A 16093-nucleotide genomic window follows, 5' to 3' on the forward strand; every position below is an offset into this window, starting at 1 on the left:
GCACGATGAACAAGCATAGCGAGAACGACGTGGTTGAGCCTTCACGTCGTCGATTGTTAAAAGGGGTAGGGGCGCTGGGGGGCGCCCTTGCGCTGGCCGGTGGCTGTCCGGTAGCGCATGCGGCGAAACCGCAAAGCGCGCCCGGCACGCTGTCGCCCAATGCCCGTATGGAGACGCAGCCGTTTTATGGCGAGCATCAGTCGGGCATCCTGACGCCGCAGCAGGCATCTATGATGCTGGTGGCCTTTGATTCTCTGGCCAGCGATAAAGCCGATCTGGCGCGTCTGTTCCGCCTGCTGACGACGCGCATCGCGTTTCTTACCGCGGGTGGACCGGCGCCCGATACGCCGAACCCGCGCCTGCCGCCGATGGACTCCGGCATTCTGGGGCCGTTTATCGCCCCGGATAACCTGACCATTACCGTTTCGCTCGGTGAATCGCTGTTTGACGCGCGCTACGGGCTGGCAAAACAGAAGCCGAAAGCGCTGCAGAAAATGACGCGTTTCCCGAATGACTCCCTCGACGCGGCGCTGTGCCACGGCGACCTGCTCCTGCAGATTTGCGCCAATACTCAGGACACGGTGATCCACGCCCTGCGCGATATCATTAAGCACACGCCGGATCTGCTGAGCGTGCGCTGGAAGCGGGAAGGGTTTATCTCGGACCACGCCGCCCGCAGCAAGGGGAAAGAGACCCCGGTTAACCTGCTGGGCTTTAAGGACGGCACGGCCAACCCGGACAGCAGCGATGCAGCACTGATGAAAGACGTGGTCTGGGTAACCGCAAATCAGGACGAACCGGCGTGGGCGGTGGGCGGCAGCTATCAGGCGGTACGGATCATTCAGTTCCACGTGGAGTTCTGGGACCGCACGCCGCTGAAAGAGCAGCAGACGATCTTTGGTCGGGATAAGCAAAGCGGGGCACCGCTCGGCATGAAGAACGAGCACGACGTGCCTGACTACGCCAGCGATCCCAATGGCGATACCATCGCGCTGGACAGCCACATTCGTCTGGCCAATCCGCGCACCAAAGAGACGCAGTCCAGCCTGATGATGCGTCGGGGCTACAGCTATTCGCTGGGCGTGACCAACTCCGGCCAACTCGATATGGGGCTGCTGTTCGTCTGCTATCAGCACGATCTGGAAAAAGGCTTCCTGACCGTACAGAAGCGGCTCAACGGCGAAGCGCTGGAAGAGTACATTAAGCCCATCGGCGGCGGCTATTTCTTTGCCCTGCCGGGCGTGCGCGACAGCAACGCGTACCTCGCACAAGGTCTTATCGAGGCCTGATAATCGTCCCTGCGACAGTTCGCGGGGACATTATTTTTTCATATGACTATCCTCCTGTTATATTTCTGTAATATTTCTATATGAGACTGATTCCACCTGTAGGGACAGTCTTAAAAGTTGCATTCAGGTAAAATAAATGTTGCATTTATGATAACTCCTGATGTACTTAAGATAAGACAGCGGTAGTTCCCGGCAGTGATGCTGAATCACTATGGAGATCGCGAATGGTTGCGTCCTGTACTGGACAAGGTAAACATAACAACCGCAGCACCCGGCGCGGAGGCTCAGACTCCGGCAGCGATTTCCTCACCACTAAATTCTCCCCCCTTCCTCCAGAATCTGATTCGACCGACGTGCAGAACGGTGCGCGTAGCTGTTCCGTATCGTCATCCGATAAAGCAAGCAATGGCTTACAAGGAAGCCAACCCTCTGATGTTCGTGCGCATAATCGTGCCGAAGCTGGCGCGTGTGATGAATACCAACAACTCAAGGTGCTATCCATGGGAAGACAAAAAGCAGTGATCAAAGCTCGTCGCGAAGCAAAACGTGTGCTGAGACGGGATTCACGTAGCCATAAACAGCGTGAAGAAGAATCGGTCACCTCGCTTGTGCAGATGAGTGGCGTAGAAGCAATTGGCATGGCCCGAGACAGCCGTGATAATTCTCCAATTGTGGCGCGCAATGAGGCTCAGGCGCACTACCTGAATGCTATCGAGAGTAAACAGCTCATCTTTGCAACCGGTGAAGCCGGATGCGGGAAAACCTGGATTAGTGCAGCCAAAGCGGCGGAAGCATTGATCCATAAGGACGTGGAGAGAATTATTGTTACCCGTCCGGTACTGCAGGCTGATGAAGATCTCGGCTTCTTGCCCGGAGATATTTCGGAGAAGTTTGCCCCGTACTTCAGGCCCGTCTATGACGTACTGGTGAAGCGGCTGGGTGCATCCTTCATGCAGTACTGCCTGCGACCAGAGATTGGCAAGGTGGAAATCGCGCCGTTCGCCTATATGCGCGGACGTACATTTGAAAATGCGGTCGTCATTCTTGACGAGGCTCAGAACGTGACCGCTGCGCAAATGAAGATGTTTTTAACGCGCCTCGGGGAGAACGTGACGGTTATCGTTAACGGCGATATTACCCAGTGTGACCTGCCATCCGGCGTGAAATCCGGGTTGAGCGACGCCATGTCACGTTTTGAGGAAGATGAGATGATTGGGGTGGTACGCTTCACCAAAGATGATTGCGTGCGCTCGGCGCTCTGTCAGCGCACGCTGCAAGCGTATTATTGAGTTTGCTGTTGTGTTCAAGGCCCGGGAAACCGGGCTTTGTTTTTTGTGCGGGCTTTTTGTCGGGTGGCGCTGCGCTTACCCGACCTACAATACCCGTAGGCCTGGTAAGCGTAGCGCCACCAGGCAACGCAAAAAAAAGCCCGCATTTTCATGCGAGCTCTTCTTCAAATATGGCGGTGAGGGGGGGATTCGAACCCCCGATACGTTGCCGTATACACACTTTCCAGGCGTGCTCCTTCAGCCACTCGGACACCTCACCATATTGTTTTGCTGCCTGACCGCTTGGGGGGCAACGGGGCGCTACTATAGGGAGTTGCGCTAACACGGTCAAGCAGATTTTCAGCTTTAGTGCCTGTTCGGTTAAGCATTAATCAGCTCCACGGTTTTTACGCCGTGGAGCAGGGGATTAGCGCTGTGAATCGAGCACTTCGCTGTTTTTAACCACTTCCTGTGCTTTGCCGTAGCTTTCGATCAACAGCTGGTAAGCCGGGAAGATGTGGGTGTACACCTCAGCCCACTCAGCCGCGTCCTCACGGTTCCAGGTTCGCTGGATCTCAGAGGCCACCGCCGCCGTATCCATTGGCACCACACCGGCCTGCACAACCCGCGCCAGGGTGATCTCCTGCGCCATCTTGCTGTAGGTGCCGGAGGCATCAATCACCGCAAACACTTTATACCCGTCCGCCACCGCGCTGATTGACGGGAAGGCCATGCAAACGCTGGTAATCGTGCCCGCGATAATCAACGTCTTGCGTCCGGTCGCTTTCACCGCGGCCACGAATTCCGGGTTATCCCAGGCGTTGATCTCACCTTTACGGGCAACATATTGCGCATGCGGCGCGTTAGCGTGGATCTCCGGGATAAGCGGTCCGTTCGGTCCCTGTGGGACGGACGCGGTGGTGATCACCGGGATCTTCGCCAGGGTCGCGATTTTTGCCAGTGCAGCCGCACGTGCGCGCAGTTCCGGCATTGGCATATCTCCAACGGTCTGGAACAGGCCGCTCTGATGATCGATAAGCAACATCACCGCATCGTTCACATCAATAACCGGACGGGTACCGTTAAAATTCGCAGGTGTAGACATGTTCTTCTCCTTTATTACCTTCAGATCTGGCCGAAGCGGCCGGAGTTGAAATCACGAATGGCTTCGTTGATTTCGCTTTTACTGTTCATCACAAACGGGCCATAGCCCACTATAGGTTCATTCAGCGGCGCTCCGGCCATCAGCAGCACTTTTGCATCGCTGTTTGCCTCCAGGTGCAGTTTGTCGCCTTCCTGACTCAATACGATCAGCTGGGCTTCACCTGCCTGCGTTGTGCCGTTCACCGTGATGCTGCCTTCAAGCACCACCAGCGCGGTGCTCCAGCCTTCGGGCTGATTGAGCGTCAGATGGCTTCCCTGGTTCAGCGCGATGTCCCAGACGTTGAGCGGTGAGAAGGTGTGCGCCGGGCCGGTTACCGTGTCGTAGCGACCGGCAATGACGCGCAGCGAACCACTGTTATCCGGTAGCGTCACGACCGGGATCGCGTCCTTCGTAATGCTCTGGTAGCCCGGTGCCGCCATCTTGTCTTTCGCCGGAAGGTTGACCCAAAGCTGCATCATTTTCAGTTCTCCGCCTTTCTGCGAGAACGCGCTGGAGTGGAACTCCTCGTGCAGAATGCCTGCGCCTGCCGTCATCCACTGCACGTCGCCGGGGCCAATAACGCCGCCTTTGCCCGTGGAATCGCGATGCTCCACTTCACCGGAATAGACGATGGTGACCGTTTCAAAACCCCGGTGAGGGTGCTGGCCTACGCCGCGTTTCGCCCCATCTGCCGGAAAGGTGTACGGGCCCGCGTAGTCCAGCAGCAGGAACGGACTCAGCGGCTCGCCGTGGGTTTGGTAAGAAAACATCGAGCGGACCGGGAAACCATCGCCAACCCAGTGCTGGCGGGGGGCGGTATAAACGCCTGTTACGTTTTTCATGATTAACTCCTGATGTTCTGTTGATGTAATTAGCTTATATTCAGAGTTAATATCCCGGTAGATAGTGAAAATGGCATTCACTGTTCCGAAAATAGAACGATGAGGATTTATGCAGGATCTCAATGACTTCGTCTGGTTTGTGAAGGTGGTGGACTACGGGGGGTTTGCGGCGGCGGGAAGGGCGCTTGACCAACCCAAGTCCAAACTAAGCCGCAGGATCGCGCAGCTGGAGGAGCGGCTTGGCGTGCGGTTGATACAGCGCACTACGCGGCAGTTTACGGTGACGGAAGTGGGGCAGACTTTCTATCAGCACTGTAAGGCAATGCTGATAGAAGCAGAAGCGGCAGAAGAGGCCGTTGCTGCGCTGCAGGCTGAGCCGCGCGGCGTCGTCAGGATCACCTGTCCCGTCACGTTACTGCACGTCCACGTGGGACCGATGCTGGCGCGGTTTATGGCGCGCTACCCCGGGATTAATCTCCAGCTTGAGGCCACCAATCGTCGGGTCGATCTTGTTGGCGAAGGCATTGATGTGGCGATCCGCGTGCGCCCGCGTCCGTTTGATGACAGCGATCTGGTCTTAAGGGTGCTGGCTGACAGGGGGCATTGCCTGGTGGCGAGTCCGCAGTTGATTGAACGTATGGGTAAACCTCGAATGCCTTCTGAGCTCAGTGAATGGCCTGGCTTAAGTATGGGGGCCGGTAAACAGGTGCATAAATGGGAACTCAGTGGTCCTGCGGGAGCGAAAGCGGAGATCCACTACGCCCCGCGCTTTATTACCACCGACATGCTGGCACTGCGGGAAGCGGCGATGGCGGGCGTAGGCGTTGTGCAGCTGCCGATATTGATGGTGAAGGATCAGCTTGCGTCAGGGGAGCTGGTACGGGTGCTGGACGCGTGGGAACCCCGTCGGGAAGTGATTCACGCGGTTTATCCTTCGCGGCGCGGTCTTCTGCCGTCGGTCAGGACGCTGGTGGATTTTCTTACCGAAGAGTATGCGCGGATGGTGGAAGAATAACAGTTCCCTCTCCCCTGGGGAGAGGGTCAGGGTGAGGGGCTCAGGCCGCACCGAGCTGCATATATCAACGTGGGGGATTGACTCGCTTCGCTCGCCCTGCGGGCAGCCTGTTCGCTTCGCTCTCAGTCTGTCCAACTGGCTGTCGCCAGTTGTCGAACCCCGGTCGGGGGTTCTCATCCCCCCCTTGTCGGAGAATATAAAAGAAAAAAGCCCGTACTTTCGTACGAGCTCTCATCTCAAATATGGCGGTGAGGGGGGGATTCGAACCCCCGATACGTTGCCGTATACACACTTTCCAGGCGTGCTCCTTCAGCCACTCGGACACCTCACCATATTGTCATCCCGTTGTTGCCGGGACGGGCGCTAATGTAAGGAAAAGCCGAACTGCCGTCAACTCACTTTTTCAGTAATTTAGCGCGTTTAGACAAACTTCAAGCAACCTGATTCCGAAATGTGCACAAAGCGCCTCTTTTATCAGCAACGCGGTTTCCTGATAAATTTGTTATGCTGGCAATCCACTTGAAAATGAAAACAAAACAGCGCAATAAAAGGCAGGAATGACCATGGATATTCTCTTCTATCACCCTACATTTGATACCGCTTACTGGATTGACGCACTTTCGGCGGCGCTGCCCGGTGCACGCGTTCACGAGTGGAAGCGTGGCGATAATGAACATGCCGACTATGCGCTGGTCTGGCACCCGCCGGTTGAGATGCTGCAGGGCCGCAAGCTGAAGGCGGTTTTCGCCCTGGGCGCGGGCGTTGATTCGATCCTCAGTAAACTGAAAGCGCATCCAGAAATGCTGCCTGAAAATATTCCGCTGTTCCGTCTCGAAGACACCGGAATGGGCCAGCAAATGCAGGAATATGCCGTGAGCCAGGTGCTGCACTGGTTCCGCCGCTTCGACGATTATCAGGCCTTTAAACAGCAGGCCCACTGGGAGCCGCTGCCGGATTATCGACATGAAGACTTTACCGTCGGGATCCTCGGCGCAGGTGTGCTCGGCTCAAAAGTGGCAGAAGCACTCGCCCCGTGGGGCTTTCCGCTGCGCTGCTGGAGCCGCAGCCGTAAGGATTATCCGGGCGTTGAGAGCTTTGCCGGAACGGATGAGCTTCCTGCATTCCTGAAAGGGACACGCGTGCTTATCAACCTGCTGCCGAACACCGCCGAAACGGTGGGCATTATCAATAGTACTCTCCTGAACCAGTTAGCCGAGCAGAGCTATTTAATGAATCTGGCGCGCGGGGTCCATGTCGTGGAAGGCGATCTGCTGAAGGCGCTGGACAGCGGAAAGCTAAAAGGCGCCATGCTGGACGTTTACAGCCGTGAGCCGCTGCCCGCGGAAAGCCCGCTGTGGGCGCATCCGCGCGTGGCGATGACGCCGCACGTGGCTGCCGTGACGCGTCCGGCAGAGGCGGTGGCGTATATATCCCATACCATCAGCGAAATGGAAAAGGGTAACGCGGTCACCGGCCAGGTCGACAGACAGCGCGGCTACTGAGAGAAACCCGGCGTTCGCCGGGTTTTTGCTAATATTCGCCGCTGATAACTGCTATCCTTTGGAAAAACCGCAGAGGAGAGAGAGATGTATCCCGTTGACCTGCATATGCACACCGTCGCCAGCACCCACGCGTATAGCAACCTCCATGATTATATCGCCCAGGCGAAGCTTAAAGGCATTAAGCTGTTCGCGATCACCGATCATGGCCCGGACATGGCGGATGCGCCGCACTACTGGCATTTTGTGAATATGCGGATCTGGCCACGTCTGGTGGACGGCATTGGGATACTGCGCGGCATTGAGGCGAACATCAAAAATGTCGGCGGTGAGATCGACTGCACCGGCCCGATGCTGACGTCTCTTGACCTGATCCTCGCCGGTTTCCACGAGCCGGTTTTCCCGCCTCAGGATAAAGACACCAACACTGCGGCGATGATTGCCACCATTGCCAGCGGCAACGTGCATATTATCAGTCACCCGGGCAACCCGAAGTACCCGATTGATATTCAAGCTGTCGCACAGGCGGCGGCGAAGCACCGCGTAGCGCTGGAGATCAATAACTCCTCCTTTGTTCATTCGCGTAAGGGCAGTGAAGCCAACTGTCGCGAAGTGGCGGCTGCCGTGCGTGATGCGGGCGGCATGGTAGCGCTGGGCTCAGACTCTCATACCGCGTTTACGCTGGGTGATTTCAGCGAGTGCCTGAAAGTGCTGAATGATGTTAACTTCCCGGAAGCGCAAATCCTGAACGTGACCCCACGCCGCATGCTCGATTTCCTCGAGTCGCGCGGAATGGAACCGATTGCCGAATTTGCCGATCTTTAATTGTGTAATGGAATCATAAAAATGAACGAGTTTTCCATCCTTTGCCGCGTGCTGGGTACCCTCTACTATCGCCAGCCGCAAGACCCGCTGCTGGTTCCCCTTTTTACGTTAATCCGTGAAGGTAAACTGGCGCAGAACTGGCCGCTGGAACAGGATGATTTACTGGAACGTCTGCAAAAAAGCTGTGACATGCAGCAGATTGCGACGGACTACAATGCGCTGTTCGTCGGCGATGAGTGCCGCGTTTCGCCATACCGTTCAGCCTGGCAGGACGGGGCAACGGAAGCCGAAGTCCGTGCTTTCCTCTCCACGCGCGGTATGCCGCTGAGCGATACGCCAGCCGATCATATCGGTACGCTGCTGCTGGCGGCGTCCTGGATCGAAGACAACGCCGGTGATGATGAGAACGAAGCCATTGAAACCCTGTTCGAAACGTACCTGCTGCCGTGGGTCGGGACTTTCCTGGGTAAAGTTGAAGCGCATGCCACCTCGCCATTCTGGAGAACGCTGGCCCCGCTGACCCGCGACGCTATCGCGGCAATGTGGGATGAGCTGGAAGAAGAGAACGAAGAGTGATTTAGATCACATAAATTCTGCAACTCAACTTTTCAACTTGCACGTAATGTGCTGCCGATCTCATTTCTATGGTGCGCTTCTGCTAAGATGCGCACCATGAACATATTACTTTGTATCGCAATAACGACAGGTATTCTCTCCGGACTCTGGGGATGGGTGGCCGTGTCTCTCGGATTGCTCAGTTGGGCCGGGTTCCTCGGCTGCACCGCCTATTTCGCCTGCCCGCAGGGGGGAGTCAAAGGGCTCTTTATCTCAGGCTGCACGCTGATGAGCGGTGTTATCTGGGCGCTGGTAATCATGAAAGGCAGCGCGCTGGCGCCGCATCTGGAAATACTGGGATACGTGATGACGGGTGTCGTCGCCTTTTTAATGTGCATCCAGGCTAAGCATCTGCTGCTTTCGTTTGTGCCGGGCACCTTTATGGGAGCATGTGCGACCTTTGCAGGGCAGGGGGACTGGAAGCTGGTGGTCCCCTCGCTGGCGCTGGGGTTGCTGTTTGGCTATGCCATGAAAAACAGCGGTCTTTGGCTGGCGTCCCGGCGGGAAAAAGCGCAAAACATTACTGCAGTGAGTGAATAAAAAAAGGCGAGATAGTTATCTCGCCTTTTTTATGCGCTTCCTGTCAGGATTCCGGAGGGACTGACATATCGCGGTATTTCACCAGTATCGGGTTCTGGACTTCTGCTTTGTTTTGCAGATCCCACAGCCCGCGGTCGATACCATCATTGATTAAGAAAATCACGCCGGTTTCAATGGCCGACATCAGACACATCATGACCGGCTCGTTAGAGGTGTAGCCAATTTCACCCTCCAGCAAGCGCTGGTAATCAATAAAGCGGAATACCCCAGCCTGAACTTCATAAGACAGAATGGTTTTGCTGGTATTCACCGAAGAGAGCACTTCGCCCGTACTGACGTTGACCACACGCAGGTTAACGGCGATTTGGTCGAGCTGGTACTGGGTATCCGCACCGATACCGAAGTAACGTGCTCCTGCACCACCCGATTTAACGTTACTTTCGTAGCCAATAATCGATCCTTCAATCATCACGTTCGCTGCCGCCAGGGATTGCAGCGGCGTCCGGTTATTGTCCGCGACGGTGCCATTCTCCTGTGCGGCACGAATGATTTTGCGTTCATTCAACAGGTTCTGAAGCCCCTGACGTTCCAGAGGAATAAACCAGTGCGAATCCTTGAGCGCGGTAACCAGCATGGCGGTGGCGCTTTGCGGCACTGCCGTGGAGAAGTTACTTGCCGGATAAGGTTTGAATTGTCCGGTTTCATCCTGAATGTTATATACAGAGACAAATATTTTCCCCGTAGGGGAAGGTAAATGCGTTAAATCACGATAACTCTGGGCCCGAGGCATTAATGTTGGTTTTGCAGCTTCTTTAGGTGGAGCAGTTAAACAACCGCTCAATAAGCACACTGCAACAAATATCAGGAAGCGCTGCATGATCGTTGTCCTTATTTAGCTATTGTTTAGAAGTCAGTTGAATTAGTTTGTAGGCCGGAAACCTGAATCGTTGAGGTTTTTCCGGTTTTACGATCGGTCACGTTCAACTGGAGTTGTCCGTCTCTGTTGGCGATATCGACAATAAAGTCGTTAGTCACCATTCGGCCGGGTTTCCCAGTATTAATGTTGGTCAGTAACCCACCTAAAATCTGCGACTGGATAGCCTGAGTGAAATTATCCAGTGCAGACGGGGTATCAACGTTAAAATCCTTAAAGCTTGGATCTTTATAGGAATTTTGCGCCTGAGCTTCATTCAACATGAACGCGCCGTTGTTAGGGTTACCGCCAAAGTTAGGGTTACGGAACTGAAACGTCATGTTTCCGGCCCAGCTTATGGGTGTTATCAGCATTATCGAAACAACTGCATATGCAATACGCATGACAGCCTCCGCATATCGGTTCGCTAGAACTCGTCTTTTGCTAAATCGCTGGTGCTTAATAGGGCTTTATCTATTTGCAGGCGATTGATAGCGTCTTCTGATTGTGCCAGTGCTATGGCTACGTTTTTATCGAAGTCCATTTTTGTGGGGAATAAAAAGGTTTGGAAAATAACGTCCTGATTAGCCGTTATTGTTATCCAACTCCCCCATCGTGCACTGGGCCGCTCGTTGATTGTTATATTACCCTTGTAAGTACTGTCCCATTTATCACTGAAGGCGCGGTAAAAACTGTGCCCGATAGAGGAGACAGTGTGGTCAGTTAACAATCCGGGAACTTCGACCTCGACGGCCTTCAGATTCCCTGCAGCGAGCAGGAAACTCACTGCGGCGATCCAACTCAACGTGCGCTTCATGTGTTTAACGCCTGAGGTTATCGTTTGCCCACGAAACAGCCTGAGTTCGGTTTTTCACAGCTATCTTCTTGAAAAGATTATAAAGGTGCGTCTTTACCGTATTTTCGCTGATAAATAACGAACGGGCGATTTCAATATTTGAAGCACCAATGCGTAACTTGTTCAGGATCTCTTTCTCACGGTGCGTGAGCAGCGCTGACTCTGAGCTGTTATAGCGATAATTTCCGGAGTGAGTGATGAGATAGCTGGCAAGTTTTTGCGAAAAATAACACTCTCCGCGCAATATACCTTGCAGCCCCTCTACCACCCGGTCTTCTTCTTCAGTGACGTAGAACACGCCATTGATATGCGGCCAGCTTTCAATATCTCTGAAAGGGTACTCATCAGGTGTATTCAATAATAGCACGCGGATATTATTGTTTTTCCTGCTTAAAATATCTTGCCAGTAATGGATAAGCTTTTTATCAGCTTCCATCATATCGAGCAGAATGATGCTGCCAGGTGCAATATCATCAAAAGAACGTTGAATATTATGCAATTTCCCGTTCAGTGATAAAGATTGCTTTAAATGTTGTAATAACGCTGTCGCTTGCAAAGAAGGTTTTGTGATCAACAGTAATGTATGACCATGTAAACTATGGACTTCATTATACATGATGAAACCCCACTTTTTTTGGCACCTGGCAGCTGTCCTCCTGTTTAAAAGAGGACACCAGAAGTACTGACAGATGTTGCACTGCTGTGTGTAGAATCAGACCATAACCTCCGCAGGGAGGTAAATATAAAACCAATTTCGTACATCTAATTTCAATCTAGCTTTTACGAAGTTTAAAGCAAGTGTTAAACATGTAACATAATGTAAAAATCAATATTAATTTGTGAAATCAGACGATAATGAATGGCGAGAATTGATGAGAAAGTTGTACATCTATATAGAGATGCACAGATTTTAAAAATCATACAAATATTTTTAATTACATGATATTTATGATTTTTTATTATTTATCTAAAGCGTTTATTAAGTATGAGTTGCAGATTATTTCTAAGTCCAGGAATGAACGACTGTCTGGCTTAAGAAAACAGGCTGCGTGTCACGCACTGTGTAAAGATGTTCTCCTGCCGTTACGTTTAAACAATCCGAGAGAGGCGCGGACAGCCTTCGTCTCGTTGTACAACACCTTTGCAAGACACATTTAATAAAAAATATAAGCTGGCCTGATTAAAGTGATTTTTGATGTAAATTACGACTTTGTGGTGAGCCGATAAATAAAAATAAGCCGCGCGGGTGAGATATTTAAAATGTTTCAGCGGACATACTCTTCACCGTAACGACGCGTTAACACAATACGAGTCGTTTTAACAAGTAACAGTGTTATTGGGTTATGGTGTGATTAAATAGCCAGGTCCAGGGTGACAACATGAAAAACGCATCGTTATTTATGATGTTTACATTACTGAGTGCGCCTGGATTGGTAACTGCAGCTAATTCAGATATGGCAAATCCTGAATATAACTTTGCGGTTAACGAATTAAGTCTTTCATCACTAAATCAGGCAGCCATTATTGGTCAACAGGGTGTATTTAACGACGCTCAGGTACGCCAGGACGGTTCAAAATTAATGTCCATTGTTTCCCAGGATGGAGCAGGCAATAGAGCCAGGGTCGATCAATCAGGGAGTTACAATATAGCCTGGATCGATCAGAGCGGTAACGCGAATGATGCAGGTATTACGCAAGATGGATATGGTAATAGTGCGAAAATTATCCAGAAAGGGTCGGGTAATAGAGCAAGTATTACGCAGTACGGTACGCAGAAAACCGCAGTTGTAGTACAGAAACAGTCGCAGATGGCTATTCGCGTTATTCAACGCTAGCTTTTCGCGACGAATTTAATCAATCCGATGGGGGTTTACCATGAAATTTATTAAAGTGGCAGCACTTGCAGCAATCGTAGTTTCTGGTAGTGCTATGGCTGGTTTGATTGATCAGGGCGGTTGGGGTCATGGACATGGGCATGGCGGATATGGCGGCCCAAATTCAACCCTGAATATTTATCAAAACGGTGGCGGTAACTCCGCGCTGGCTCTGCAGACAAACGCCAGAAATTCCGTCCTGAATATTAGCCAGACGGGTGGCGGTAACGGTGCCGACGTTGGCCAGGGGTCTGATGACAGTAGCATCAACCTGACCCAGAACGGTTTTGGTAACAGTGCAACCCTTGATCAGTGGAACAGTAAAGATTCCAAAATGAATGTTAGCCAGTATGGTGGTCTTAACGGTGCACTGGTAGATCAGACTGCGTCTAACTCTACTGTAAACGTGACCCAGATCGGTTTTGGTAACCACGCGACAGCTCATCAGTATTAATACTGAAATCTGTGCTACAAAAAAAACAGGGCATCAGCCCTGTTTTTTTTCGGGAGTTCATCATGAATACCTTAATTCTCCTTGCCGCGCTTTCCAGCCAGATAACCTTCAAAACGTCACAGCAGGAAAATATGACCACCATTATTCCCCAGGTCACTCTGGCGCAATCGTGTGATTGTCAGGTTCAGATCGTTTCCGTGCGAGAAGGGCAGGGGGGACAAAGCTCTTCCCGACAGCAAAACACACTTTTTATACCCGCTAATCAGACGATTGATTTAATGCGCCTGAGTTTAAATATAAGCGCGGGAGACACGGTAAAAATCGTTGTCACCGTTTCAGACGGTAAATCGCTACATTTATCACAACAGTGGTCGCCAGCGGAACGTTCGCTTTAAATATTCATGAAATCAATATGTTGCGAATGTGGCGGGTCTGTGCCGTTGAGCTATGCTGATATCAGGGACCAGGTTGTTATGTTCCGTAACGTGAAACTTCGTTTGTCATAATAAATGAAGCGCGTTTACCCCTCATGGACGATTTTCATTGAGGAGTATCTATAATGAACAACTATTTTGCTCGACTCGCGGCAGGTCTGGGTCTGGTCGTTTCTGCTTTGAGTATCCCGGCTTATTCGGCCACGATTGTTGACGGTGGTGTCATTCATTTTCGCGGTGCCATTGTCGCAGACCCCTGTGAAGTCACTCCCCTGAAGCAACAGTTTGCAATGTCATGTCCAAATAATAACCATATGCAAACGCGTATGGTCAGCTATGAAGAGGCGCTTAACGGGAAAGTGAGCGACTCAAGCCTGGCGACGCTCAATATGAAATACCTTAATCCTGAAAAAACGCTCGCGGTTGTCGAAATCCAGTATCACTAATGCGCATTCTCCCGCCCTGCGGTGGAAGAGGATTTTTTCTGATAGTTTTTTCTCCCGGTCTCCTCTGCGATACACTTAAGAAAATGGCGGGTTGCAGAGGGGCTTTATGAAACCGCAAATTGACATTATTCATGGCGATATTACGACAATGCACGTCGACGTTATCGTCAATGCGGCCAATCCATCCCTGATGGGGGGAAGCGGCGTGGACGGCGCTATCCACCGGGCTGCCGGACCGCAGCTGCTGGAAGCCTGTAAAACCGTGCGGCAACAGCAGGGCGAATGTCCTCCCGGTCACGCGGTGATTACGCTTGCGGGCAATCTGCCCGCCAGAGCGGTTATTCATGCCGTAGGGCCCGTCTGGCATGGCGGCGACCAGCACGAAGCGAGTATTCTGGAAGAGGCTTACCGAAACTGTCTGCGACTGGCCGCCGACAACGGCTATAAAACGATGGCGTTCCCGGCCATCAGCACCGGCGTCTATGGTTACCCTAAGGCCGCCGCCGCTACGATCGCCGTAGAAACCGTTTATCGCTATCTGTCTTTAAAACCGCTGCCGGAGAAGGTGATTTTTGTCTGTTTCGACGACGACACCACGCATCTTTATCAGCGGCTTCTGACTCAGCGCAGACAAGAGCTGGAAAGCTGAAGCAAACGCGGCGCATCGAGTGCGCCGCGTTGTTTATGAAGCTTTCGCCGGTGGTTTTCCTGAAAAGAGGAAACGCAGGAGCGGGATCCGCAGATGGATCTCGTAGAGTACGATTGCCACCCCCACCACAAACACCAGCCCGGTAAAGAAGCCCAGCGTGTTGGAGGCGATGTGCGGTGTGATGTAAGCCCCGAAGAAAAGCGTCAACGGGTGATGCACCAGATAGATAAACAGCGAAGCATTAACGAAGTAGGTCACGCGGCTGGACTTGAAGTTCAGCAAACGGTGACCCAGCGCGAATACCACGTTCACCATCCACAGGCCCAGCAGCATAGTGATCACGCTTTCCGTTTCATACATCCAGGCGTCGCCGCTGCCGTAGCGCTGATTCAGCAGATAGGCCGCGAACGCGAGCGTGGCTCCCAGTGCGCACCACGGTGACGGGGTGACAAACAGCGATTTAAGCTTCGGATGAATAAAGGCCAGCGCGCCGATTAAAAAGAACGGAATGTAGAACAGCGACTGCATCACCACAAAATTAAATAGCCCGTCGCTCAAAATCGGCGGGTAGACGATAAGCAGGGTCCGCCGCACGGCGGCATAGGCAATCCCCAACAGCAAGAAGAGCACTGACAGTTTGCCCATCGTAACGTTGGCGAAAAAGGTGTCGGCTTTCGTACTTAGATGGTAGCGAAGGCGGCTGAAAATCAACAGGCTCACCGTTGTGAGCACCACCAGGACCAGCAGGAACCACAGGTGAGACACCAGCTCCCAGACCAGCGTATTGTATTTTTCATACGGCGTAAGATTCGGCCAGTTCTCCGCCTTGCCCTTTACGTACTGCAACATAATGAACTGAGGCAGCGTCAACAGCGGAATTGCGGTCAGCATGGGGATCCCCACGCGCTCTACGCGCACTTTCCACCAGCGCTTGAGCGGGTATCGCAGAAACAGCATGTAAGAGAAATAGCCGGATATGACGAAAAACACCTGCATACGGAAGGCGTGAATAAAGTCATTAAACAGCGTCAGCCACCAGGAGGGCATCTGGCTATTCACATGCCAGGTGTGGCTGGAGTAAATCAGTGAAATGTGAAAGGGGATCCCCAATAGCATCAGCCATGCCCGGATCGAGTCGAGGAAATATTCCCGTTGTATTGGTGTTGTGCTCATATAACGTTGTGCATTCTCAGACTTTTCGTCTTATCCCTAAGACTCATAATGGTTACATTCGAAGCCAACCCTACACCAAGACCGACACCCTGTCTCCAGGATAAGCACGCAAAGTGAAAAGCGGGTTCTTTCATTTGCTTATTCCATGAGCCAGCAGCTGAACAAAGCAGTGATAATGTTGTCGGATTGCCTGAGTTTCCATTAAAATGGATCGGATCGATATAAGCACACAAAGGGGGAAGTGCTTACTTATTATG

The 16093-nt window shown here is 52.4% G+C and carries 19 protein-coding genes and 2 tRNA genes; 12 read left to right on the forward strand and 9 right to left on the reverse strand.

Annotated features, from left to right (window positions below; all coding sequences use genetic code 11):
• The first annotated feature begins 5 nt into the window (after positions 1-5).
• Positions 6-1289: an iron uptake transporter deferrochelatase/peroxidase subunit gene (gene efeB / locus AB8846_RS01055; protein WP_370731816.1), complete on the forward strand. Its 1284-nt coding sequence runs from the start codon at positions 6-8 to the stop codon at positions 1287-1289.
• Positions 1290-1789: 500 nt separating this feature from the next.
• Complete coding sequence (phoH, locus tag AB8846_RS01060; protein ID WP_008503509.1) at positions 1790-2578, forward strand: phosphate starvation-inducible protein PhoH; 789 nt, start codon at positions 1790-1792, stop codon at positions 2576-2578.
• A 171-nt stretch (positions 2579-2749) separates the two neighbouring features.
• Here the strand turns inward: phoH and AB8846_RS01065 are convergent.
• From AB8846_RS01065 to AB8846_RS01075, 3 genes are all read right to left on the reverse strand, one after another.
• Positions 2750-2837 (reverse strand) — tRNA-Ser (locus AB8846_RS01065).
• Between the two features lie 147 nt (positions 2838-2984).
• Entirely contained in the window at positions 2985-3662 is a 678-nt protein-coding gene (locus tag AB8846_RS01070) for an isochorismatase family protein (protein ID WP_032638688.1), read from the reverse strand.
• Positions 3663-3682: 20 nt separating this feature from the next.
• On the reverse strand, positions 3683-4543 hold the full coding sequence (locus tag AB8846_RS01075; RefSeq protein ID WP_331412668.1) for a pirin family protein: 861 nt from the start codon (positions 4541-4543) through the stop codon (positions 3683-3685).
• Positions 4544-4652: 109 nt separating this feature from the next.
• On the opposite strand from AB8846_RS01075, the gene AB8846_RS01080 reads away from it, so the two are divergent.
• The gene (locus AB8846_RS01080) at positions 4653-5558 is read left to right on the forward strand and encodes a LysR family transcriptional regulator (RefSeq protein ID WP_370731817.1); all 906 of its coding nucleotides are present in this window, start codon (positions 4653-4655) and stop codon (positions 5556-5558) included.
• Between the two features lie 243 nt (positions 5559-5801).
• Here AB8846_RS01080 and AB8846_RS01085 read toward each other — a convergent pair.
• Positions 5802-5889, reverse strand: a tRNA-Ser gene (locus AB8846_RS01085).
• A 232-nt stretch (positions 5890-6121) separates the two neighbouring features.
• Here AB8846_RS01085 and ghrA point away from each other — a divergent pair.
• From ghrA to AB8846_RS01105, 4 genes are all read left to right on the forward strand, one after another.
• Positions 6122-7060 (forward strand): glyoxylate/hydroxypyruvate reductase GhrA, encoded by a 939-nt coding sequence (gene ghrA / locus AB8846_RS01090; RefSeq protein WP_370731819.1) that lies wholly within the window; start codon positions 6122-6124, stop codon positions 7058-7060.
• A gap of 84 nt (positions 7061-7144) precedes the next feature.
• The gene (locus AB8846_RS01095) at positions 7145-7882 is read left to right on the forward strand and encodes a phosphatase (protein WP_370731820.1); all 738 of its coding nucleotides are present in this window, start codon (positions 7145-7147) and stop codon (positions 7880-7882) included.
• A 21-nt stretch (positions 7883-7903) separates the two neighbouring features.
• On the forward strand, positions 7904-8458 hold the full coding sequence (locus AB8846_RS01100) for a molecular chaperone (RefSeq protein WP_033145180.1): 555 nt from the start codon (positions 7904-7906) through the stop codon (positions 8456-8458).
• A 96-nt stretch (positions 8459-8554) separates the two neighbouring features.
• Entirely contained in the window at positions 8555-9037 is a 483-nt protein-coding gene (locus AB8846_RS01105; protein ID WP_073961616.1) for a DUF1097 domain-containing protein, read from the forward strand.
• Between the two features lie 43 nt (positions 9038-9080).
• Here the strand turns inward: AB8846_RS01105 and csgG are convergent, their stop codons facing one another.
• The 4 genes from csgG to csgD are packed head-to-tail and all read right to left on the reverse strand — an operon-like array spanning position 9081 to position 11422.
• Entirely contained in the window at positions 9081-9914 is an 834-nt protein-coding gene (gene csgG / locus AB8846_RS01110) for a curli production assembly/transport protein CsgG (protein ID WP_063143912.1), read from the reverse strand.
• Between the two features lie 26 nt (positions 9915-9940).
• Positions 9941-10354 carry a curli production assembly/transport protein CsgF gene (csgF, locus tag AB8846_RS01115; protein ID WP_023335236.1) on the reverse strand — a complete coding sequence of 138 codons (414 nt, stop codon included), beginning with the start codon at positions 10352-10354 and terminating at the stop codon, positions 9941-9943.
• 23 nt (positions 10355-10377) lie between these two features.
• Positions 10378-10767, reverse strand: coding sequence for a curli production assembly/transport protein CsgE (gene csgE, locus AB8846_RS01120; RefSeq protein ID WP_370731821.1), 390 nt, complete (start codon positions 10765-10767; stop codon positions 10378-10380).
• Between the two features lie 4 nt (positions 10768-10771).
• On the reverse strand, positions 10772-11422 hold the full coding sequence (csgD, locus tag AB8846_RS01125; RefSeq protein WP_023335238.1) for a biofilm master transcriptional regulator CsgD: 651 nt from the start codon (positions 11420-11422) through the stop codon (positions 10772-10774).
• A gap of 763 nt (positions 11423-12185) precedes the next feature.
• Between csgD and csgB the strand changes: the two genes are divergently transcribed.
• The 5 genes from csgB to ymdB all read left to right on the forward strand — a co-directional run bounded on the left by csgB (position 12186) and on the right by ymdB (position 14663).
• Entirely contained in the window at positions 12186-12641 is a 456-nt protein-coding gene (csgB, locus tag AB8846_RS01130; protein ID WP_370731822.1) for a curli minor subunit CsgB, read from the forward strand.
• 40 nt (positions 12642-12681) lie between these two features.
• A complete protein-coding gene (gene csgA / locus AB8846_RS01135; protein ID WP_063145768.1) occupies positions 12682-13134 on the forward strand; it encodes a curli major subunit CsgA in 453 nt (150 codons plus the stop codon).
• 62 nt (positions 13135-13196) lie between these two features.
• Complete coding sequence (csgC, locus tag AB8846_RS01140; RefSeq protein ID WP_148243262.1) at positions 13197-13529, forward strand: curli assembly chaperone CsgC; 333 nt, start codon at positions 13197-13199, stop codon at positions 13527-13529.
• Positions 13530-13693: 164 nt separating this feature from the next.
• Positions 13694-14014, forward strand: a complete 321-nt coding sequence (locus AB8846_RS01145) for a type 1 fimbrial protein (RefSeq protein ID WP_370731823.1) — start codon at positions 13694-13696, stop codon at positions 14012-14014.
• 106 nt (positions 14015-14120) lie between these two features.
• Positions 14121-14663, forward strand: coding sequence for an O-acetyl-ADP-ribose deacetylase (gene ymdB, locus AB8846_RS01150; RefSeq protein WP_370731824.1), 543 nt, complete (start codon positions 14121-14123; stop codon positions 14661-14663).
• Between the two features lie 33 nt (positions 14664-14696).
• Here the strand turns inward: ymdB and mdoC are convergent, their stop codons facing one another.
• Positions 14697-15836: a glucans biosynthesis protein MdoC gene (mdoC, locus tag AB8846_RS01155; RefSeq protein WP_370731825.1), complete on the reverse strand. Its 1140-nt coding sequence runs from the start codon at positions 15834-15836 to the stop codon at positions 14697-14699.
• Positions 15837-16093 lie beyond the last annotated feature (257 nt).

Source organism: Enterobacter sp. KB-221C9, assembly GCF_041320715.1.
GTDB lineage: Bacteria > Pseudomonadota > Gammaproteobacteria > Enterobacterales > Enterobacteriaceae > Enterobacter > Enterobacter asburiae_D.

Coding starts and splice junctions, on each gene's coding strand:
- efeB (WP_370731816.1), top strand. CDS start 6: ATGAACAAGCATAGCGAGAACGACGTGGTTGAGCCTTCACGTCGTCGA.
- phoH (WP_008503509.1), top strand. CDS start 1,790: ATGGGAAGACAAAAAGCAGTGATCAAAGCTCGTCGCGAAGCAAAACGT.
- AB8846_RS01070 (WP_032638688.1), bottom strand. CDS start 3,662: ATGTCTACACCTGCGAATTTTAACGGTACCCGTCCGGTTATTGATGTG.
- AB8846_RS01075 (WP_331412668.1), bottom strand. CDS start 4,543: ATGAAAAACGTAACAGGCGTTTATACCGCCCCCCGCCAGCACTGGGTT.
- AB8846_RS01080 (WP_370731817.1), top strand. CDS start 4,653: ATGCAGGATCTCAATGACTTCGTCTGGTTTGTGAAGGTGGTGGACTAC.
- ghrA (WP_370731819.1), top strand. CDS start 6,122: ATGGATATTCTCTTCTATCACCCTACATTTGATACCGCTTACTGGATT.
- AB8846_RS01095 (WP_370731820.1), top strand. CDS start 7,145: ATGTATCCCGTTGACCTGCATATGCACACCGTCGCCAGCACCCACGCG.
- AB8846_RS01100 (WP_033145180.1), top strand. CDS start 7,904: ATGAACGAGTTTTCCATCCTTTGCCGCGTGCTGGGTACCCTCTACTAT.
- AB8846_RS01105 (WP_073961616.1), top strand. CDS start 8,555: ATGAACATATTACTTTGTATCGCAATAACGACAGGTATTCTCTCCGGA.
- csgG (WP_063143912.1), bottom strand. CDS start 9,914: ATGCAGCGCTTCCTGATATTTGTTGCAGTGTGCTTATTGAGCGGTTGT.
- csgF (WP_023335236.1), bottom strand. CDS start 10,354: ATGCGTATTGCATATGCAGTTGTTTCGATAATGCTGATAACACCCATA.
- csgE (WP_370731821.1), bottom strand. CDS start 10,767: ATGAAGCGCACGTTGAGTTGGATCGCCGCAGTGAGTTTCCTGCTCGCT.
- csgD (WP_023335238.1), bottom strand. CDS start 11,422: ATGTATAATGAAGTCCATAGTTTACATGGTCATACATTACTGTTGATC.
- csgB (WP_370731822.1), top strand. CDS start 12,186: ATGAAAAACGCATCGTTATTTATGATGTTTACATTACTGAGTGCGCCT.
- csgA (WP_063145768.1), top strand. CDS start 12,682: ATGAAATTTATTAAAGTGGCAGCACTTGCAGCAATCGTAGTTTCTGGT.
- csgC (WP_148243262.1), top strand. CDS start 13,197: ATGAATACCTTAATTCTCCTTGCCGCGCTTTCCAGCCAGATAACCTTC.
- AB8846_RS01145 (WP_370731823.1), top strand. CDS start 13,694: ATGAACAACTATTTTGCTCGACTCGCGGCAGGTCTGGGTCTGGTCGTT.
- ymdB (WP_370731824.1), top strand. CDS start 14,121: ATGAAACCGCAAATTGACATTATTCATGGCGATATTACGACAATGCAC.
- mdoC (WP_370731825.1), bottom strand. CDS start 15,836: ATGAGCACAACACCAATACAACGGGAATATTTCCTCGACTCGATCCGG.